The 19,765-nt window shown below is 68.7% G+C and carries 22 protein-coding genes and 1 pseudogene; 3 read left to right on the plus strand and 20 right to left on the minus strand.

Going from position 1 to position 19,765, the window contains the following annotated elements:
- Positions 1–2 precede the first annotated feature (2 nt).
- The 3 genes from ON33_RS27855 to hemL all read right to left on the minus strand — a co-directional run bounded on the left by ON33_RS27855 (position 3) and on the right by hemL (position 3,165).
- Positions 3–638: a TlpA disulfide reductase family protein gene (locus ON33_RS27855; RefSeq protein WP_083869351.1), complete on the minus strand. Its 636-nt coding sequence runs from the start codon at positions 636–638 to the stop codon at positions 3–5.
- Entirely contained in the window at positions 635–1,240 is a 606-nt protein-coding gene (locus ON33_RS27860; protein WP_051152931.1) for a histidine phosphatase family protein, read from the minus strand. The genes ON33_RS27855 and ON33_RS27860 overlap by 4 nt, the downstream gene beginning before the upstream one ends.
- A gap of 587 nt (positions 1,241–1,827) precedes the next feature.
- Positions 1,828–3,165: a glutamate-1-semialdehyde 2,1-aminomutase gene (hemL, locus tag ON33_RS27865; RefSeq protein ID WP_051152910.1), complete on the minus strand. Its 1,338-nt coding sequence runs from the start codon at positions 3,163–3,165 to the stop codon at positions 1,828–1,830.
- A gap of 360 nt (positions 3,166–3,525) precedes the next feature.
- On the opposite strand from hemL, the gene ON33_RS27870 reads away from it, so the two are divergent.
- A complete protein-coding gene (locus ON33_RS27870; RefSeq protein WP_040862068.1) occupies positions 3,526–3,879 on the plus strand; it encodes a hypothetical protein in 354 nt (117 codons plus the stop codon).
- A gap of 143 nt (positions 3,880–4,022) precedes the next feature.
- On the opposite strand, the gene ON33_RS27875 is transcribed toward ON33_RS27870, so the two are convergent.
- The 5 genes from ON33_RS27875 to hemB all read right to left on the minus strand — a co-directional run bounded on the left by ON33_RS27875 (position 4,023) and on the right by hemB (position 6,980).
- Positions 4,023–4,247: a hypothetical protein gene (locus ON33_RS27875; protein ID WP_157184764.1), complete on the minus strand. Its 225-nt coding sequence runs from the start codon at positions 4,245–4,247 to the stop codon at positions 4,023–4,025.
- 158 nt (positions 4,248–4,405) lie between these two features.
- A complete protein-coding gene (locus ON33_RS27880; protein ID WP_040862070.1) occupies positions 4,406–4,645 on the minus strand; it encodes a hypothetical protein in 240 nt (79 codons plus the stop codon).
- Positions 4,642–5,190, minus strand: a complete 549-nt coding sequence (gene mce1N / locus ON33_RS27885) for a transport-regulating membrane protein Mce1N (protein ID WP_051152912.1) — start codon at positions 5,188–5,190, stop codon at positions 4,642–4,644. The genes ON33_RS27880 and mce1N overlap by 4 nt, the downstream gene beginning before the upstream one ends.
- Before the next feature lie 277 nt (positions 5,191–5,467).
- Positions 5,468–5,971 carry a hypothetical protein gene (locus ON33_RS27890; protein ID WP_157184765.1) on the minus strand — a complete coding sequence of 168 codons (504 nt, stop codon included), beginning with the start codon at positions 5,969–5,971 and terminating at the stop codon, positions 5,468–5,470.
- Positions 5,972–6,002: 31 nt separating this feature from the next.
- The gene (hemB, locus tag ON33_RS27895) at positions 6,003–6,980 is read right to left on the minus strand and encodes a porphobilinogen synthase (RefSeq protein WP_040862072.1); all 978 of its coding nucleotides are present in this window, start codon (positions 6,978–6,980) and stop codon (positions 6,003–6,005) included.
- 144 nt (positions 6,981–7,124) lie between these two features.
- Between hemB and ON33_RS27900 the strand changes: the two genes are divergently transcribed.
- Positions 7,125–7,505: a hypothetical protein gene (locus ON33_RS27900; protein ID WP_245550760.1), complete on the plus strand. Its 381-nt coding sequence runs from the start codon at positions 7,125–7,127 to the stop codon at positions 7,503–7,505.
- A gap of 107 nt (positions 7,506–7,612) precedes the next feature.
- Here the strand turns inward: ON33_RS27900 and ON33_RS27905 are convergent, their stop codons facing one another.
- The 6 genes and pseudogenes from ON33_RS27905 to ON33_RS27930 all read right to left on the minus strand — a co-directional run bounded on the left by ON33_RS27905 (position 7,613) and on the right by ON33_RS27930 (position 13,473).
- Positions 7,613–7,888: a hypothetical protein gene (locus ON33_RS27905; RefSeq protein ID WP_040862073.1), complete on the minus strand. Its 276-nt coding sequence runs from the start codon at positions 7,886–7,888 to the stop codon at positions 7,613–7,615.
- A 151-nt stretch (positions 7,889–8,039) separates the two neighbouring features.
- On the minus strand, positions 8,040–9,602 hold the full coding sequence (locus ON33_RS27910) for a bifunctional uroporphyrinogen-III C-methyltransferase/uroporphyrinogen-III synthase (protein WP_040862074.1): 1,563 nt from the start codon (positions 9,600–9,602) through the stop codon (positions 8,040–8,042).
- A gap of 122 nt (positions 9,603–9,724) precedes the next feature.
- Positions 9,725–10,744: pseudogene (gene hemC, locus ON33_RS27915) on the minus strand (hydroxymethylbilane synthase); the annotation flags it as partial.
- Positions 10,741–12,129 carry a glutamyl-tRNA reductase gene (locus tag ON33_RS27920; RefSeq protein ID WP_040862075.1) on the minus strand — a complete coding sequence of 463 codons (1,389 nt, stop codon included), beginning with the start codon at positions 12,127–12,129 and terminating at the stop codon, positions 10,741–10,743. The pseudogene hemC and the gene ON33_RS27920, both read right to left, overlap by 4 nt.
- Complete coding sequence (locus tag ON33_RS27925; protein WP_040862076.1) at positions 12,126–12,890, minus strand: redox-sensing transcriptional repressor Rex; 765 nt, start codon at positions 12,888–12,890, stop codon at positions 12,126–12,128. The genes ON33_RS27920 and ON33_RS27925 overlap by 4 nt, the downstream gene beginning before the upstream one ends.
- Positions 12,891–13,212: 322 nt before the next feature.
- A complete protein-coding gene (locus tag ON33_RS27930) occupies positions 13,213–13,473 on the minus strand; it encodes a glutaredoxin family protein (RefSeq protein WP_040862077.1) in 261 nt (86 codons plus the stop codon).
- 102 nt (positions 13,474–13,575) lie between these two features.
- Here ON33_RS27930 and ON33_RS27935 point away from each other — a divergent pair, with 102 nt between their 5' ends.
- Positions 13,576–14,610 (plus strand): HAD family hydrolase, encoded by a 1,035-nt coding sequence (locus ON33_RS27935; protein WP_174391579.1) that lies wholly within the window; start codon positions 13,576–13,578, stop codon positions 14,608–14,610.
- 185 nt (positions 14,611–14,795) lie between these two features.
- Here ON33_RS27935 and ON33_RS27940 read toward each other — a convergent pair whose 3' ends face one another.
- The 6 genes from ON33_RS27940 to ON33_RS27960 form a co-directional block, all read right to left on the minus strand.
- Positions 14,796–15,815 (minus strand): lysophospholipid acyltransferase family protein, encoded by a 1,020-nt coding sequence (locus ON33_RS27940; protein ID WP_040862079.1) that lies wholly within the window; start codon positions 15,813–15,815, stop codon positions 14,796–14,798.
- Positions 15,812–16,843, minus strand: coding sequence for an NAD-dependent epimerase/dehydratase family protein (locus ON33_RS27945; protein ID WP_051152913.1), 1,032 nt, complete (start codon positions 16,841–16,843; stop codon positions 15,812–15,814). The genes ON33_RS27940 and ON33_RS27945 overlap by 4 nt, the downstream gene beginning before the upstream one ends.
- Before the next feature lie 209 nt (positions 16,844–17,052).
- Entirely contained in the window at positions 17,053–17,154 is a 102-nt protein-coding gene (locus ON33_RS40065) for a 30S ribosomal protein bS22 (RefSeq protein WP_003402602.1), read from the minus strand.
- Positions 17,155–17,349: 195 nt separating this feature from the next.
- Complete coding sequence (locus ON33_RS27950; protein ID WP_045437601.1) at positions 17,350–17,592, minus strand: helix-turn-helix domain-containing protein; 243 nt, start codon at positions 17,590–17,592, stop codon at positions 17,350–17,352.
- 212 nt (positions 17,593–17,804) lie between these two features.
- Positions 17,805–18,623: a pyrroline-5-carboxylate reductase gene (gene proC / locus ON33_RS27955; protein WP_040862081.1), complete on the minus strand. Its 819-nt coding sequence runs from the start codon at positions 18,621–18,623 to the stop codon at positions 17,805–17,807.
- A 195-nt stretch (positions 18,624–18,818) separates the two neighbouring features.
- A complete protein-coding gene (locus ON33_RS27960; RefSeq protein ID WP_083869363.1) occupies positions 18,819–19,712 on the minus strand; it encodes a thioesterase family protein in 894 nt (297 codons plus the stop codon).
- Between the last annotated feature and the right edge of the window lie 53 nt (positions 19,713–19,765).

Genomic DNA, 19,765 nt, shown 5'->3' on the forward strand with positions numbered 1-19,765 from the left:
GTTCACGCCTGCTCCTGCGCGAGCTTGTCCACCACCGGCTGCAGGTCCTCGGCCAGCAGGGCACGCAGGAACACCGCCGCCACCCGATGCTGCTTGTCCAGCACGATGGTGGTCGGAATGACGCTGGTGGGGAACTTCCCGCCGAGCGCGAGCAGGCTGCGCATGGACGGGTCGTAGATGGAGGGGTAACCGACCTTGTTGTCGGTCACGAAATCCTGGGCCTTGTCCTTCTGGTTGTCCCGGACATTGATGCCCAGGAACGCGACACCCTTGTCCTTGCTCGCCTGGTAAACCTGTTCCAGCGCGGGCGCTTCCGCGCGGCACGGGCCACACCACTGGCCCCAGATGTTCACGACCACGACCTTGCCGGGGAAATCGTCCACCGACGTGGTCTTGCCGTCGTGCAGCAGATCCGGGCCGGACAGCTTCCCGATGGTGCCGCGCGCGGACGGCGGATCGTAGAAGATCTCGGTCTTGCCGCCCGGGGAGACGAAGTCGAAGGTGCCGCCCTGGGCCACCGCGTCCTTGCCCGCCGTCGAACATCCGGCGAGCACGGCCACCACACCGAGACCGGCCAGCAGCGCCGCGACCCGGCGCAGCGGGCGGCGGGCGGGCCGGGACGCGATGGCGCGGCTCATGCCCCGGTCACCTTGGGATCCGAGGCGCCGGCCGGCTCGGAATAGACGATGTCGATCAACGTATCGCCCTGGTAGACAAGCGAAGTCAGCGAGGCGAGCGAGCACTGCCGGTTGCGCGGATCGTGCCACAGCCGCTGTCCCTGCAGGAAGCGGCGCAGCGTCCACACCGGCAGCTGATGCGACACCAGCACGGCCTCCCGGCCGGCGGCCTCCACCCGCGTCTTGTTCACCGCGGCCAGCATGCGGTGCGCGATCTGCAGGTACGGCTCACCCCACGACGGGGTGAACGGGTCGCGCAGCTTCCACCAGTGCCGGGGCTTGCCCAGTGCGCCGTCGCCCGCCGACACCCGCAGCCCCTCGAAGGTATTGCCGGCCTCGATCAGATTGTCGTCGGTCCGGATCATCAGACCGTGGCCCGCCGCGATGGGATTCGCGGTCTCCTGCGCGCGCTGCAGCGGCGAGGCCACCACCAGCGCGATGTCGTGATCCGCCAGCGATCGCGCCACGGCCTGCGCCTGCGCCCGCCCCGTCACCGACAACTGGAATCCGGGCAGGCGTCCGTACAGGATCCCCTTCGGATTGTGCACCTCACCGTGGCGCATGACGTGCACGATCGTCTCGAGATCGCTGGCCACGTCACCGGGCAGGATCAGTCCGCCCGTGGTGCCGGAGGCCACGTCCGCACCGTCGATGACCGGCTCCGCCGCAGCGGATTCCGCCGCGGCGGATTCCGCGGATTCGCCCGAGTCGGGATCGATCTCGACCACGATCTCGGACGAGAACGACGCAACCGGAGCAGCGGATTCACCCGCATCGGAGTCATCCGGATCGGTTTCGGACCCGGCGGCGGTAGCGAACTCCTCGGCCGCGGACGCCGCGGCCTCGACCACCAGCGTCGCGTCCTCGGGTGCGCTTTCGGCAGCGTGCTCGCCCTCGGCCGAATCGGGCGTAGCCGATTCGGCCGGTGCAACAGCACCGGTGCCGATCTCATCGGCTGCTGCGCCGGAATTGTCGGATTCCATTGGGGCAGCAGCGGGTTCGGCCAAGGCGACGGCGATGCGTTCGCCGGTCTCGGCCAGTTCCTCTTCGGCCTGGCGGATGGAATCCAGCAGGCGGGTGGCCTCGGCGGCGGAGAGGGGGACCTCGTGCTGGGCGGGTGCGGGTAGGCCGGAGTCGGGGTGGGCGGAGCTCACGCGGCGGATCCTTCGGGGGTGGCGGCCGCCGCGGCGCGCGCGGCGGCGGGGAGGGCGGCGGCGATGCGGTCGAATGCGTCCTCGTCGAGGGCGGCCGAAACGAACCAGGCTTCGAAGGCGCTCGGCGGCGCGTACACCCCGGCACCCAGCAGCGCGTGGAAGAAGGCTGGGAAACGCCAGGTTTCGCTCGCCTTGGCGGCGGCGTAATCGGTGACCGGGTTCTCGGCGAAGAACACGCTCACCATATTGCCCGCGAATTGCACCCGGTGCGGGACGCTCTCGGCGGTCAGCGCCTCGGTCATCAGCGCGCCCAGCCGCTCCGCGTTCTTGTTCAGCGTCGCGTACACCTGCTCGTCGGCGGCGCGCAGCGTGGCCAGGCCCGCGGCCACCGCGACCGGATTACCCGAGAGGGTGCCCGCCTGATAGACCGGGCCCAGCGGCGCCAGGTGATTCATGATCTCGGCGCGTCCGCCGAACGCGGCGGCCGGCAGGCCACCGCTCATCACCTTGCCGAAGGTGTAGAGATCACCGGCCACGGCGTCGATGCCGAACCAGCCCGAATGGCTGACCCGGAAGCCGGTCATGACCTCGTCCATGATGAGCAGCGCGCCGTGCTCGGTGGTGAGCCGGCGCAGGCCCTCGTTGAATCCGGCCACCGGCGCGACCGCGCCCATATTGCCCGCCGCGGCCTCGGTGATGACGCACGCGATCTCACCCGGGTGGGCGGCGAACGCGGCGGCCACGGCATCGAGATCGTTGTAGGGCAGCACGAGCGTGTCGGCCGCCTGCGCGCCGGTGACGCCCGGCGAGGTCGGCAGCCCCAGCGTGGCCACGCCCGAACCGGCGTCGGCCAGCAGCGCGTCCACGTGCCCGTGGTAACAGCCGCTGAACTTCACGATCTTGCTGCGCCCGGTGAAACCCCGCGCCAGCCGGACCGCGCTCATGGTGGCCTCCGTGCCGGAGTTCACCAGCCGCACCCGATCCACCGGAGCGACCCGGCCCGCGATGGCCTCGGCGAGTTCGATCTCGGCCTCGGTCGGCGCGCCGAAGGACAGCCCGCCCGTGGCCGCCCGCTGCACCGCCTCGACCACCGCCGGGTGCGCGTGCCCGAGAATCATCGGACCCCACGAGCACACCAGGTCCACGTAGTCGTTGCCGTCGGCGTCGGTCAGCGTGCAACCGCGCGCGGAGGCGATGAACCGCGGCGTGCCGCCCACGGAGTTGAACGCGCGTACGGGCGAATTCACACCACCCGGAATGACCGCTGCGGCGCGTTCGAAAAGTTGAGCTGAGACCGGGACCGACACCTGGCTCACACGCGGAGAAGAACTCACGGCACCCAGTCTCTCAGCCGCCCCTGCCCCCGTCGACGACAGGGTGTAGTCGAGTGGCCCTTCCCACAGCCAACCCGCCATCCTCGCACCCTGAAACGAACACCGCATCCGAAAGCCATCCCCGCACGCCCGGAGCCGAGCGCATCGGCGACAAGATCATCCGAGCCCGCGGGCCAGGGCTCCGAATCGCAGTGTGCGGATCCCGAACTGGGCTCGCCGCGATGGCCTGGCAACACGCCGGAGTGAGTTTCGGACAACGTTATTCGCTAAAGGATTGCCGATGCGTAATGTCTGGACGCAGGAAACGGCTTCGGAGAGAGGGCGGGATATATGCGGGTCGTTCGAGTCGGGGTTGGGATCATGGCGGTCACGGCCGGCCTCACCGCCGGGGCCGGTGTCGCGACAGCCGCGGTGCCGGTGGTGCAGATCGATCAGGGCCGAGTGGGGGTGATACTTTCGCACGACGAAACCGCCGCGCTGGCAGACGGTCCCGCACCTGCATTGATCAGCATGTTCGTACCGGTGAGCCGAATGGGTGCGGGCCTGCAGCCCGACACCACCATCTACAAGGACGACAAGGGCGGTGTGCACGCCTCCCTGCGGCAGGTGATCAGTGAGGCGGCCGACCATCCGGACGGCAACGTCTCGCTCTTCGTGAATCTGCCGGGCAGCCGCGGTGGACGAGTGCTGGATGTTTACCAGAACTGGGGATGAGGCTCCGGCGGAGGCATTCTGAGCGGCCCATGTAAGCGGGCCTGACCTTTTTTCCGCACCCGGGCAGCGGCATTCGCCGGCGAACGGGTGGCTTTGTCAGCGGAAGTGGCGGCGCGGTCCGCGGTCGCGCCGCCGCAACCCCGCTACGAGAGCGGAATCCCCAGGCAGAACGCTGCCCATCCGGTGGAGATCAGGCAGTCCAGCTGGGGCGGTAGTAGGTCTTGCCAGGACAGGGCGACCGGGTGCGACCGGTAATCCGGAACGGCATCGACCGGAGCGGCGGCGGCCGGAGCCACCACAGCGGCGCCGACGACACCCGTGGCCAGCACCGCGGCGGCGATGCGTTTCACGAGATCTGTGCGCTTCATGCCCATGATTCTCCGCGCCCGCCCGGACCCCCTCCAAGCAAAACCCGACTTCGCACCCCTACGCCCGGTGTGTCGCACCGGCTCGCCGGGTCCATCGCCGAAAAATCCGGCGAAAAGGTCAGCGCGCGAACAGAACCATCAGCGCGCGAGCGGAAGCATCAGCGCGCGAGGCGGTACGCCCGCGCCAGCCCGTCGATCAGCGCCAGCCCCGACCCGATCGCCAGCAGCGCGCACACCGCCAGCCATGGCCCGAAGTAGCGGGTCGCCGTGAAAGCGGGCATCTCACCCTGCGGTTTGAAGACGGTGGTCTGAATTCCGTTGTGCCAGCACCACACCGCCAGCACCACCAGTACCGGCACCAGCACGATCTCGGCGAATACGGTCAGCCATCGCGTCAAAGCGCTTCCTTCCGTTCGTCGTCCGGCCCCGGCTCGGCCTCGGCGGCGCGCGCGCCGCCGGTGCCGCGGGACTGTTCCAGGGCGGCCGTCAGCTCGGCGCGCAGCGTGAGGTGATCCCGCGCCCACGCCTGCACCAGGCGCCCGTCGGCCAGTTTGAGCCCGATTCCCTTGCGCCGCCGCGGCACTCCGGTCAGTTCGCCCAGCGCCCGCGCCGACTGCCAGTCCTCATAATCCCAGGACTCCTCGTCTTCCTCGGGCAGCACCTCGGCGATGTCGCGCAGCGGCACCACCTCCGTGCCCTCGCGCAGCTGCTCCGGGGTCAGCTCGACACTGATGTGCCGCTTGCCCGCCACCACCTGCAACCAGACGAATCCGGCCAGCAGGACCGCGCAGAAGATGAGTCCGAACCAGTGGATGGCACCGCCCCGGATCAGCTCGATGACCAGGATGATCGCGCACAGCGCGGGGCCATAGGCGATGGTTCGCCAGCGCGCACCGGGCTCGGAGAACAGGACGGCCTCGGGGACGTTGATGGCCTCACTCATAGGTCGAGCGTAAAGATCGTGGAATCGTTCAGCGGGCCAGGCCCGGAATCAACAGCACGGCGAGGGTGAGCAGCCCGAACAGGAACAGCAGACTCAGCACCAGCACATCGCGCCGCAGGCTGTGCGGCTGCTGGATCACCACTCGCATCGTTGCCTCCGTCTTCCCGGAGCCCGACGCGCCATAACACAACGTATGGCGACCGGCATCCGGTTCCCGAATTTTCTGTGACTGCCCTCACCATACCCGTTAGTACGCTCGTAACAAACTCGGGAGTACCTACTGCGTTCCGGGCCGGAAGTACGCCTCGGATTCGCTTCGATAGCACAGGAATACGGCGCCGCCGGCCAGCACCGCCTCCACGATTCCGGCGCCGCCCGCGACCATCGAGGCGGCGCCTTCCTTCACCCCGATGCCGAACAGCGTGCCCGCCGCGCCGAGCGCCAGGAAGACCCCGAAGCCGGTGAGAAGCGCTCGCGCCCAGGCCTTTCCGCGGCCCAGCTGGTAGACCACGGCCGCCCCGGCGCCGGTGAGGACCAGCCAGAACACGCCGACCAGCACGAACACGATCGCCATCCAGGCCTGCACCTGGGTCAGCGTCACGGCCGGCTGCTCCGCCTTGACCTGGTCGAACATCTGCTGCGCGAGATCCTCCCGCTGCCCGAACTGCGCGACCAGCGAGGCGATCAACTGCACCAGCCCGACGCCGAGTGTGGCGTACCAGAGTTCGCAGGCGGTGCGCACATCTTCCGGAACCGGGCGCGAACGACCCGGCGGGAACATCGGATTCACGATCGGAGCTACTCGGTCACGCTCACGACAGCCAGTGCGCGGCCTCGGTGGCCCAGTAGGTGAGCACCATGTCCGCACCCGCGCGCCGGATACCCAGCAGCGACTCCAGCACCGCGCTCTTGCGATCGATCCAGCCGCGTTCGGCGGCCGCGGTGATCATGGAGTACTCACCGGAGATCTGATAGGCCGCCACCGGCACCGTGGAGCGGTCCGCGACCTCGCGCAGGATGTCCAGATAGGACATGGCGGGCTTCACCATCACGATGTCCGCGCCCTCGAGCAGGTCCAGCTCCAGCTCGCGAATGGCCTCGCGGCGGTTGGCTGCATCCTGCTGGTAGGTGCGCCGATCGCCCTGCAGCGAGGAGCCGACAGCCTCCCGGAAGGGCCCGTAGAACGCCGAGGCGTACTTGGCCGCGTAGGCGAGGATGCCGGTGTCGGCGTAGCCGGCGGCGTCCAGGCCCGCGCGGATCGCGCCCACCTGGCCGTCCATCATGCCGCTGGTGCCGAGCAGATCCGCGCCGGTTTCGGCCTGCGCCAACGCCATTTCCACGTAGCGGGTCAGGGTGGCGTCATTGTCGACCGCGCCGCTGCCGTCCAGCACACCGCAGTGGCCGTGGTCGGTGAACTCGTCGAGGCAGGTGTCGGCCATGACGACGGTCGAGCCGCCGACCTCGTGGACCAGCGCACGCAGACCGCGGTTCAGAATCCCGTCCGGATCACTGGCCGCGCTCCCCTGCGCGTCCTTGTCCTCCGGCTTGGGCACGCCGAACAGCATGAGACCGCCGACGCCCGCGGCGACCGCCTCCTCGGCGGCCTTCCGCAGCGAGTCCATCGAGTGCTGGAAAACGCCTGGCATGGAAGAGATCTCGCGCGGTTCGCTGATCCCGTCGGCGACGAACATGGGCAGAATCAGATGCCGCGGCTCCAGGCTGGTCTCGGCGACGAGCCGACGCATGGCGGGAGTGCGGCGCAACCGCCGAGGGCGGTCCATTCCGGTCATGTTCGCATGATATGCCCGCCTCCGGACCCGGGTGCGCGCGCCTCCGCGGCCGGGTCGGGCGGCACTGCCGGAGCCGCCGGGCCGGATCGCCAAAGTCATTGTGAGCGGCCGATTTTGTCGGTGGCGGCGGGTAGAATCGAAGATGTGTTCGAAGGATTCGCACCGCTGTTCGGGGTGCGGGTCCGGACCGCGACGGGAGGATTGGCCGTGCTCGCAGCCGTTACCAGTATGTCCGACAAGGTGACCCGGGCCGGGGTGCCGAAGCAGGGGGAGGTCATCGATCACGCGTGGCGGCCACTGGCCAAGCAGCCGCTGCCCGCGGGCCGGCCGCGCTCGTGGTACATCTCGCACAATCGCCGGTTGAAGGCGATGCGCCTGGCCATCGCGCTACTCGACTCGGGCACCTTCAGCCCGGATCAGGCGACGAACGAAACCATCCGGGAGACAGCCGAAGTCATCGGCGTGCACCGGCCCTCGGATGCCACCTGCCGTATGGTCCGCCGCCTGATGGCCGCCCAGCGCTGACCACGAGCGCCCGGTGCCGACGAGGGAGGTTCTCCGGCGTCCGCGCAAGAAGACGTCGGGGAACCTCCGCCGCGGGCGGGCGGCACCGGCAGCCGAGGCGGCGGGTCTCAGGAGTTGAGGCAGCCGGTCTGGGTCGAGCCGGGCGCGCCGAGATTGCCCGAACCGCTGGTCAGGCACTTCAGCAGGGTCTGCAGCACGATGGCGGCCGGGATACCGGAGGAGCTGACGCCCGGCGAGTCGGCGACGGTCGTGGCGACCGGGGCCGGTTCGGGGGTCTGTGCGAGGGCCGCGGCCGGGGACAGGGCCACCCCGATCGTGAGACCGGTCATCGCGAGCAGGCCGAAGGCCGTGCGCTTCATGGGGCCGAAAGCCGTGCGCTTCATAGCTGTTCACCTTTCAAGATCGAATACTCAACAGATCGTAAGCACCGGATCGCGAGATGAAATGCCAGTATTTCCAGGGGGATTCGAGAAAGGTTCGGGCCCCGCATCACTGGATGCGGGGCCCGAGTCGAACCGATTCGACCTGTCAGCGCTAGCGGCTGCGGCGGCTCTTCTTGCGCGGCGGGGGCAGCAGGCCCTCGGCGCGCAGGTGGGCGGCGTGCTCGGCGAGCGCCTCGACGAGCGGGCCGACCTGGGCGATCTCGGGCTGCACGTCCACGCGCAGGCCGAATTCGATGGCCGTCTCGGCGGTCTTGGGGCCGATGCAGGCCACGATGGTGCGGGCGTGCGGCTTGCCGGCGATGCCGACCAGGTTCCGGACGGTGGAGGACGAGGTGAACAGCACCGCGTCGAAACCGCCGGTCTTGATCATCTCGCGGGTCTCCGCGGGCGGCGGGGACGCGCGCACGGTCCGGTAGGCGGTGACGTCGTCGATCTCCCAGCCGCGGTCGCGCAGGCCCTCGGCGAGGGTCTCGGTGGCGATGTCCGCGCGCGGCAGCAGCACCCGGTTGACCGGGTCGAAAACGTCGTCGTAGGGCGGGAAGTCGGCCAGCAGGCCCTCGGAGGACTGCTCACCGGACGGCACCAGCTCCGGGTTGATGCCGAAGGAGCGCACCTTCTCGGCGGTGGCCTCGCCGACGCAGGCGATCTTCACGCCGCTGAAAGCACGGGCGTCCAGGCCGAATTCGCCGAACTTCTCCCACACCGCGCGCACCGCGTTGGTGGAGGTGAACACCACCCACTGATAGCGGCCGTCGACCAGGCCCTTGACCGCGCGCTCCATCTGCGCGGGGCTGCGCGGCGGCTCGACCGCGATGGTCGGGACCTCCATCGGAATGGCGCCGTGCATGACGAGCTTCTCGCTCATCTCGCCCGCCTGCTCCTTGGTGCGCGGCACCAGCACGGTCCAGCCGTACAGGGCCCGCGACTCCCACCAGGAGGTCTTGGCGCGCTTCTCCACTTCCTTGCCGACGGTGACCACCAGCGGGCCGACCAATTCGGACGCGGCATTGTTCAGCGTGGCCAGCGTGGCATCGATGGTGCGCTGCTGCCGCGTGGTGCCCCGCACCGTCACCGCGACCGGGGTCTGCGGCGCCATGCCGTGTTCCACCAGCGCCGAAGCGGTCTCGGCCAGGTGCCCGGAGGTGGCGTGCAGCACCAGCGGGCCCGGCGCGGCCGCGACGGCCGCCCAGTCCACCTCGCCGCGCACATCCACCTCGGTGTGGCTGGAGCCGATCTCGATGCCCGCGTAGGCCGGAACGGTGGTGCCGGCCGAAAGGCCCGGCAGCACCTCGAAGTTCAGGTGCGAACGGGTGACCGTGTTGATCTCGTGGATGACCGAATCGGTGGTCATCGGGTCGCCGGAGACCAGGCGCACCACGTCGGAACCATTGCGCGCCTCGGCGATCAGGGTCTTGGCCACCTCGGTGGCGTCACCGAGCGCGGGACGCACGTCGACGGGACGGGTCCCGTCGGGGTTCTCCTCGACCGCGGTGCCGATCAGGGCGAGCACGCCCTTGTCGACGTCGGGATCGGTGAAGGCCAGCGTCGCCCGGCCGAGCACCTCGCGGGCCCGCACGGTGAGCAGCGCCGGGTCACCAGGCCCGGACCCCACGAAAAGGATCCGACCGGGATTCTTCTTCGTCACTCGGCTCACGGCTGCACCTCGCTAGCGCTCGGCGCAACCGTGCCCGGAGGCGCTGTGCTGATGATTCCCTCGCTGCGCTCGCTCATGGGTTGGTTCTCCATTGGGCTGGGATTGCTGTCGTCGGTGAGCTCAGCGGATTCCTCTGTGACGCTGAGCAGTTCGCGCGCCCCCAGCTCCAAGAGCTCGCGCGCCAGTGCGCGGCCCAGGTCCGCGGCATCCGCGACCGGGCCGACCACTGAAGCCCGGATCACATCCGAGCCGTCGATCGCCGCCGCGCAGGCGCGCAGCGACAACTCCTCCACCACCCGGCCGTCGTCGTCGAGCGATTCGACGACCTCGGCCAGCGCACCGATCGGTGCGGTACAGCCGGCCTCCAGTTCGGCCAGCAACGCCCGCTCCGCGGTGATCGCGGCACGGGTGCCGGGATCGTCGAGAGCGGACAGGATGGTCACGAGTTCGGTATCGGCGCTGCGGCATTCGACCGCCAGCGCGCCCTGCGCCGGGGCCGGCAGCATCTGCACCGGTTCGAGCGATTCGGTGACGGCGTCCAGGCGGTCGATGCGGGCCAGCCCGGCCCGCGCCACCACGACGGCATCCAGTTCACCGGAAGCGACTTTGGAAAGACGGGTGTCGAGATTGCCGCGCAGCGGCAGAATCTCGATGCCGAGGCCGAGCGCCTTCAGCTGCGCGCTCCGGCGCGGCGCCGAGGTGCCGACCTTCGCGCCCGCGGGCAGCTCACCCAGCACCAGGCCGTCGCGCGCCACCAGCGCGTCGCGCGGATCCTGGCGGGGCGGAATCGCCGCGATATCGAACAGCGGGTCCTGCGCGGTCGGCAGATCCTTGTAGGAGTGCACCGCGATATCGACCGTGCCCGCGGCCAATTCCTCGCGCAGCGCGGCGGTGAAGACACCCACCCCGATCTTCTGCACCGGATCGGTGGCGTTCTGGTCACCCGCGGTCTTCACGATGACCAGCTCGGCCTGCTGGCCGTTGGCGATCAGGGCGTCGCGCACATGCCCGGCCTGGGTGAGGGCCAGCAGACTGCCGCGAGTGCCGATGCGCCAGGGCGCCTCGACGGTTCCGCGGCCAACGATCCGCTCAGCGGAGGGGATGGTTGTCGTCTCGTTCTCGTGCACCATTGCTCCGGTCATGCCGTGTGCCCCTGTTCGTCGCCCGGGTGAGCGGCGGTGAAATCGTCCGCCAGTTCGCCCTGCAGGGTGGAGATCTCCATCGGCGCGGCAACCGCTTGTGCCGCACCGGGTTTCAGTTCGAAAAGCTCACGCAGCGCCTCGGCGTAGCTGTCGCCGCCGGGCGTGGACGCCAGCTGTTTGACCCGCACCGTCGGCGCGTGCAGCAGCTTGTCGACCACCCGTCGCACGGTACGGGCGACCTCGTCGCGTTCGGTGGACTCGAGTCCCGGCAGTCGGGAATCCAGACGCAGCAGTTCGGCCTCGACCACGTCGGCGGCCATCTGGCGCAGCGCGGCCACGGTCGGGGTGACCTCGGCCATGCGCTGTCCGGCAAGATACTTCGCGAGCTCGTCGGCGACGATGGTGCGCGCGGCGGCGGTATCATCGGCGGCCGCGCCGGCCGACGGATCGCGCTGCAGCGTCTCCATGTCGATGACGGTCACGCCCGGCAGCCCGGACACCGCGTGGTCCACATCGCGGGGCAGGCCCAGATCGCAGATGACCAGTTCGTCCGTGCCGGCCTTGGCGGCCAGGGCGCGATGCACGTCCGCCAGCGTCACCACGGTGCCGACCGCACCGGTACAGGTGACCACCACGTCGGCAGCGGCCATCGCCTCGGCCAGCCGGTCCATCTCGATGGCCGCGGCCGGCACGCCGTGCATGGCGGTGGCCGTATTGGCCAGGCGCTGCGCCTTTTCCAGCGTCCGGTTCACCACCAGGATCTCGGCGGCCCCGCCGCGCGCCAGCTGCGCCACCGCGAGCCCGCCCATGGCGCCCGCGCCCAGCACCAGCACGGTGCGGCCCACCAGCGGACCCAGCACCACGCGCGCCCGATCCAGCGCCACCGACACCACCGACGCGCCCGCGCGATCGATCCCGGTCTCGGAGTGCACCCGCTTGCCGACCCGCAGCGCGTGCTGGGCCAGCTCGTGCAGGGTGCGTCCGGCGGCCTGCTGGGCGTCGGAGGCGGCGTAGGCGGCGCGGATCTGGCTGAGCACCTGCTGCTCGCCGACCACCATGGAGTCCAGGCCCGAGGCCACCGCGAACAGGTGCTCTGCCGCGGCCTCCGCGTAGCGCACATACGCGTGCTTGGTGAGCTCCGGCAGCGGCAGACCCGAATGCTTGGTGAGCAATTCGCCGATCTCGCCCAGCGCCGGGTGGAAGGCGTCGACGACCGCGTAGACCTCGATGCGGTTGCAGGTGGAGACGATCATCGCCTCGGAGACGTGACTGGAGGCCAGCATCTTGTCGGTCAGCTTGGGCCGGTCGGCCTCGGTGATGGCGATCTTCTCGAGCACCGCCACTGGTGCGCTGCGATGCGAAATCCCGACGAGAAGCACACTCATGGCTGGACCACCGCTCCCTTGCTGGTTGTCATCGGTACCCGGGGCATCAGGCTCCCGGCGGCCGCGCTCATCGCTTCCTCCGCGGCCGATTCCGCGTTGCGGGCCCGCTCGAACGACAGCAATTGCATCTCCACCGCGAGATCGACGCGCCGCACCTCGACGGTGGCGGGCGCCTCGAGCGCCAGGGCGGAGAAGCTCAGGATGCACTGCAGGCCGGCCTCGACGAGCAGATCGCAGACGCCCTGCGCGGCCACGTCCGGCACCGTGATGACGGCGATGGTGGGCTGCAGCGCGTCCACGGCGTCGGACAATTCGGCGGCGTCGCGGACGACCAGTCCGCACACCGTCGTGTCGATCACCGCCGGATCGTTGTCGAACAGCCCGACCATGGCGAACCCGCGGCGGCGGAATCCGCCGTAACCGACCAGCGCCCGGCCCAGATGACCGGCTCCGACCAGCACCACCCGGTGTCCCTCGGACAGGCCGAGCACATCCTCGATGCGGTCGCGCAGCTTGATCACGTCATAGCCCACGCCACGAACACCGTTGGGTCCCAAGAACGAAAGATCCTTGCGCAACTTCGCCGAACCGACACCCGCCGCGACAGCCAGTTCCTCACTCGATACGATGGCTACACCGTCGTCGGCGAGTACGGCGAGCACTCGGAGATAGGTGGCCAGCCGGGCCACCGTGGCCTGCGGGATGTCCTTCTGCAGAGCCTTGGAGACGCCAGTCGGCGGCGTCTCGTGCTGCTCTGTCACGTCGCTTGCGCTCCTCGTCCGGCCGGGGGTGAGTGTCCGGGTTCTTTTGTCGACCCGACGCCGGGAGACCGTCGCGGTCCTTACAGGCGAGGTCGAGTCAGGTTCAGGGGGTCGCTTCCGCTGCCCGAGAAGGCGGGTTGCGTGCCACCACCGTAACCGCTTGTGAAGCCCTGCACAAAGTCGGTGAATTCAGTCACTTTGCGGCGGGCTCCTGCCCCGCCCTCATTCAACCCTCATCAGCACGAACCCGCCACGCAACACACCGGAGGGGACAGGTGAAGGGGGCCCGCGTCACGAACCCCCGAAAAGCCGCTATTGCGGCTTATTTCGCGAGGTCGGCGCGCAGGCGCGGCTCGTCCACGTCGAAATAGCTGTGCTCACGCCCGTCCAGCAGCACGACCGGCAGCCGGTCACCGTATTCGGCGCGCAGACCCGGATCGGTGGCGGCGGCCTCGTCCACGTCGACGGTGGCGACCTCGATGCCGAACTCGGCGCAGATCGGCCGCAATTGTTCCAGTGCCGTGTGGCACAGGCCGCAGCCGTTGCGGGTCAACAGAGTCACAGCATGTGTGGAATCGCTCATAGCCACCATCTAACAACTCTCCGATATGTCGTTCGCCGTCTACGTTGCGGCCACCCCCGGGCGTTACTGTGGACTTGTTCGCGCTAACAGGCGGAGGTACTGGTGCCGGAGAGTTCGAAAGAGCAGGGGACGGGCTTCATCGCGGGACGCTTCGGTGAATTCCCGGCGCGCTGGGGTCAGGGCCTGCAGGATCTGCAGGATCAGTTCACCCGCATCACCCGCAGTCCGTTCGGTCCAACCGAAGAAGAGGTCCGTGCCAACCTGGCCGGCGAGGCCAGCGCCGACGCCGCCCTCGCCCTGCACGATGCCGAGCTCGCGCTGCGGGACGACGGCGACACGCCGATCCCGGCGATCGCCCGCGACCTCACCGCGGCCGCCTTCTTCGACGTGGACAACACCATGGTGCAGGGCGCGTCGATCGTGCATTTCGCCCGCGGGCTGGCCGCGCGCAAATACTTCAAGACCTCCGACCTGGTCGATATGGCCTGGAAGCAGGTCAAATTCCGGGTCACCGGCAAGGAGAGCCACTCGGACATGGCCTCCGGCAAGGAGAAAGCGCTCTCCTTCATCGCGGGCCGTCCCACCGCCGAACTCGCCGCACTCGGTGAGGAGATCTACGACGAGATCATCGCCGACAAGATCTGGCCGGGCACCCGGGCGCTGGCTCAGATGCACCTGGACGCGGGCCAGCAGGTCTGGCTGGTCACCGCCACGCCGGTGGAGCTGGCGCAGGTCATCGCCAAGCGGCTGGGCCTGACCGGTGCGCTGGGCACGGTCGCCGAGAGCGAGGACGGCGTGTTCACCGGCCGCCTGGTCGGCGACATCCTGCACGGGCTCGGCAAGGCTCACGCGGTGCGCACCCTGGCCATTCGCGAGGGCCTGAACCTCAAGCGCTGCACCGCCTACAGCGACAGCCACAACGACGTGCCCATGCTCTCGCTGGTCGGCACCGCGGTGGCCATCAACCCGGACACGGACCTGCGCGAGGTCGCCAAGAACCGCGGCTGGGAGATCCGCGACTTCCGCACCGGCCGCAAGGCCGCGAGAGTCGGCGTGCCCACCGCCCTCGCACTCGGCGCGGCGGGCGGCGCGGCGGCGGCCGTGCTCTCCCGCAAACGGGAAGCCAAGGCCAGCTGACCCGAATTCGGTTGGCGGCTACCGAGGAATGAAAAACGCCGACTGCGACAACTGATTTCGTGAGGTCGGGATAACTCACCGGGTATGCCCGGAATGGGTTGGGCACCCGACCGGCGGAACGGGTGCCCAACGCCAACGGCTCTCAGCCGCCCGCTGAATTCGCGGGGAGGCGGGGGAGGCGAGATCTAGCCGGTGATGGGGTTACGGCGCTTGATCAGATTCTTGTACAGCGTTCCCTGAATGGTTTCGCGGACCTGATCGGTGACTTCGAACATCGTCATCGGATCATCGGCATCCGCCGGTTCGTATCCGGCGGTCGAAATCGGCTCGCCGAATTCGATGTACCACTTCGACGGGAACGGAATCGCACCCAGCGGACCCAGATGCGGAAACAGCGGCGTCACCGGGAAATACGGGATACCGAGCAGCCGCGCCAGCGGTTCGAGATTGGCCAGCTTCGGATAGATCTCCTCCGAACCCACAATGGAGCACGGAATGATCGGCACGCCGGTGCGCACCGCCGCCGACACGAAACCGCCACGGCCGAAACGCTGCAGCTTGTACCGGTCCGCATAGGGCTTGCCGATGCCCTTGTAGCCCTCGGGGAACACGCCCGCGACTTCGCCCGCGCGCAGCAGCCTTTCGGCGTCCGCGGGGCAGGCCAGGGTGTGCCCCGCCTTGCGGGCCAGCTCGCCGATGATCGGCGTCTCGAAGACCAGGTCGGCGGCCAGGATGCGCAGCGCGCGCTGCCTGGGATGCCGGTCGTGCACGGCCAGCTGCAGCATCAGCCCGTCCAGCGGCACCGTGCCCGCGTGATTGGCCACGACGAGCGCGCCGCCCACCTCCGGAATGTTCTCGATCCCCGCCACCTCGACCCGGAACCACAGGTCCGACAGCGGCCGCAGCATCGGGAGGATCACCGATTCGAGAAGGTGCTCGTCCAAACCGAATTCGTCGACCTGGTAGTCGCCGGTGAGGCGACGGCGCGCGAAATCTGCGGTGTAGCGGACCCCGTCCGCCACGGTCCCCCGGATCAGTTCGCCCAGTGACTTGGGCTGGCGCGCTTCGACTTCGGCGAGCCGATCGGTCAGCGAGGTCACAGGGGTCAGCGCCGGCTCCCCTACCGGCCACACGCGAGACGGGCGACTGTGCCGCGTCTCGAAGTCCACGTCGTGAAGTCGAATCACCTTCGCTACATCACTCATTGGTGTGCTCCCGTCCCGGCCCCGAGCAGGCCGAGAAGTTTGTTCTCTGCGGCGTCGATCCACGTGGGATCGATCACGGGCCGCAACGCTGCGCCCCCTATGAAGTCGTCGAATGCCTGCACCGTGGTCCAGCGCGGCTGGAAGCCGAGCTCGGTGCGCATCCGGGTGGTGTCCAGACCACATCCGAAATGGAAGTAGTCGATCTGCTCCGCGGTGAACTCCCGCATGACGGGGCCCATCACGGTACGCCCAACCGTACGGAAAACCCCGTACGGAACGGGCAATTCGATCCGCCCGGCGCGCCGGATCGCCTGCGACAGTGCCATCGCACCGTCACCGGCCACATTGTACGTTCCGCCCGGGGCCGTCATGGCCCCGTGCACGAGGGCGGCGATGGCGTCCTCCTCGTGTAGCAGCTGCATGCGCGGATCACGCCCGAGGATGGTCGGCGTGATCGGCGAACGGAAATACTGCACGCCGCGTTTGGCCAGCTGCGGGCCCACGATCGGCGGAAAGCGCAGAATGGCCGCCGAGATGTCCGGCCGCCGCCGGGCCAGCCCGCGGACGAAGCCCTCCACCTCGATCATGTCCCGCGCGAACCAGCCGCGCGGCGGGGTGCGCGCGCTCATCTCCTCGGTGAACTTCACCGGGTCCTTGGCGCTGCACCCGTAGACGGCGGAGGAGGAACGCACCACCACGCGCCGCACGCTGGACGCCTTGCGGCACACCGCGAACAACTGCATGGCGCCGAGGACGTTCATGTCCTTCATGGCGGCCCGGCCCCCGCCCGAAGGCGGGCGGGACAGCGCGGCGGGATGTACCACCGTGTCCACCTGATTTCCATCGATAACCTTGCGGATCAACGGATTGCGAATATCGGCGCGAACGAATTCGGCGCGGCCCATGCGGCGCAGCAGCTCCCGGCTGGGCTGTTTGGCATCCACGGCGATGACGCGTTCGACGGCGGGGTCGGCCGCCAACCGGGCCACCACATTGCCGCCGAAGAACCGGCTCGCACCGGTCACCATCACTACCTTGGGCGCCTGCCCGTCCCGAGTCCCTGCCACTCCGGATCCCACTGAGCCCCCATTTCCTGTTATTCCCGCGCTCCCAGGGTAACCGGCGGGTAGGGACCATCCGAAGGGTATTAACCAGGATCTAACGATGAGTTCGATCACCTGGGAAAAACGAAAGCCCGCCACCGATGGTGACGGGCTTCCAGCTACGACGCAGCGGCTTACTTGCCGAGTTTGCGACGCTGAACACGCGTGCGGCGAAGCAGCTTGCGGTGCTTCTTCTTCGACATGCGCTTGCGGCGCTTCTTGATCACAGAACCCATAGGGTTGTTCCTCGCGTTCTCTCGGGTCATCCCCGCTCACGCGGGGTGCACACTGTCTGACCCTGCACAGTCCCTACCCGATACGGGCCGAATGGACCCGGCGGCACCACCGGCACGTACAGGATGCCGGTCCATGCTACCGGGCCACTCTCCGGCGAACGAAACGGGTGCGGCCGATCGGTTTTCCAGGCGTTACTACCCCGCGTCGAAGTAGGACGTCTCCAGATAGTCGTGCACCGCCTTGGCGTGTACCCGGAAGGAACGCCCCACCCGCACGGCGGGCAGCTCTCCCGAATGCACCAGCCGGTACACCGTCATTTTGGATACCCGCATCAGATTCGCGACCTCGGCGACAGTGAGGAACTGAGTTCCTCCACCGATGACGGATCCTGCATTGATTGGGCTGTTTCCGGACCTCGCTTGGCTGTTTCCAGACATCATTGCGCCACTGACCTCCGGCACGTCCGCGCCGCCGGCTTCCCCACCGGCGGAACAGACACGCACGTGCTCCTTGAAGCTTAGCGGGACCAGTGGGATTGCTGCGACGGGTGTGAGAAATCAGCCTTTGCTGTGGCGAGTCGGCCTTCGGCAGCAAACTAGCAACCGAGCAGTATTGGAATGCGGCGAGCGCACTCGCCGCACCATCAACGTTAGTCCGCGATCGCGCCGAGTTCGGCGGAACGGCGTTTTGCGGCGTCCAATGCATCGTGGAAAGCCGAACGCACCGCGGCACGCTCCAAGGCCCGCAGACCCGCCGCGGTGGTCCCAGCGGGCGAGGTGACGGCCGCGCGCAATTCCGGAGCAGACTGTCCGGACTCCTCGAGCAGGGCCGCCGAACCGAGCATCGTCTGCGTCACCAACTGGGTGGCCACATCGCGAGTCAGACCCAGGCCGACCGAGGCGTCGATCATGGCCTCGACGATCAGGAAGAAGTACGCCGGGCCCGAACCCGACACCGCGGTCACCGCGTCCAGCTGCGACTCGGCGACCGTCACCACCTTGCCCACCGACTCCAGGATCTCGGTGACCAGGGCCAGCTGCTCCTTGCGGGCGTAGCGACCGGCCGCGATGGCGCTCATGCCCTGACCCACCAGCATCGGGGTGTTCGGCATGACCCGCACGACCGGGAAACCGGCGGGCAGCCGGGACTCCATGCGGGCGGTCGGCACGCCGGCGGCCAGCGATACCAGCACCTGATCGTGGTCGTCGCCGAGTTCGGCCTTGCCCAGCTCGGCGACCACGCCGTCCACGTCGTTCGGCTTCACCGCGATCACGATGAGGTCCGCGGACTTGGCGGCATCGGCGATGTCGTCGGTGGCACGAATCCCGAACCGGTCGGCCAGCAATTCGGCGCGCGCCGGCACCGGCTCGACCACCACCAGATCCTTGCCCGCACGCCCGGATTCGAGCAGGCCCGCGATCAGCGCCTCTCCGATCCGACCCCCACCGATAACCGCAATCCTCGTCATGGGGATCAAGGCTAGCGTCCCGCCTCGCCGGGCTTTCAGCGCACAGCCGACGAACGTCGACGTCGAGAACGCGTGCCGGCGGTTGGGTGCCGAAACATCGTGGTCGTACCCGAGGAGTCGCCCCGACCGTCACGAAATCAGTTGTCGCCTCGGCGTACGACGACCGAATGCCTCCGAGCGCCCGGGGGAACAGGGTCAGCGCGGCTGCGGGATGAGGGCCAGTTGGCGGCTCTGGGCGACGATCGCGCCCGTCGAGTCGATGACGTATTGGTCTTCGTCGAACATGCGGTTGCCCACCTCGCGGCTGTCCGCGATGACGCGCAGCCAGCCGGGTGCCGGCCGGCGGCGGAGGTAGGTGGTCATCTGAACCGTGGGGGCCCAGCCGAAGTGACCCAGGTTCATCGGGACCGGCGGGCTCATGTCGGCGGCCATCATGGCGAAGAAGGCGGAGACGTCGGGGTCCTGTTCGTCGCCGGCGAAGGGCCGGATCCAGAGGCGCAGGCGGGGTTCGGATTTCTCGCCGGCCAGGAAGCGCGCCCAGAGCGGGTCGAGGGCGACCGAGGAACCCTCGGCGACGTGGACGAGCTTGCCCATGGGGTTGCGCTCGTCGTAGAAGAGGGCGTCTGCGGGCGGTTCCGCGGGCATGTCGCCGACGTGATCGGCGGCGTACTGCGGGACGGCGTCGTCGAGGTGGCCGAAGGTGAAGGCGGTGTGCACCAGGGTGCGGCCGTTCTGGACCAGACTCGCGTCGATGAGCGCGATCTGGCGACCCAGCTTGCGGGTGCGGACCTCGTACTCGACCTCGCCGGGGACGGGAGCGCCGAGGAAGTCGGTGCTGGCCGAGATGGGGAACATGGCGGCCTGCTCGGGCGCGGCGCGGCGCAGCCGTTCGGTGGCGGCGGCCGCGCTACCCGCGACCATGGTGCCGCCGTGCAGTTTGTCGCCGATGGTCCAGGTGGGTTCGATCAGGCCCGCGTAGCGGCCGATCTCCGGAGTCGATTCGAGCTCGGTCAATCGGCATACGCGACTGAACGGCGCGTTCGCCACATCGGTCGCCGATTCGAGATCGACGGTCAACTCCGTTGTCATCCGCTGTCCTTCCACTGTGTGGTTTGTACAGCGTAAACGGGAGGCCCGATCAT

The sequence above is a fragment of the Nocardia niigatensis NBRC 100131 genome, assembly GCF_000308655.1.
In the GTDB taxonomy this organism is placed as follows: Bacteria; Actinomycetota; Actinomycetes; order Mycobacteriales; family Mycobacteriaceae; genus Nocardia; species Nocardia niigatensis.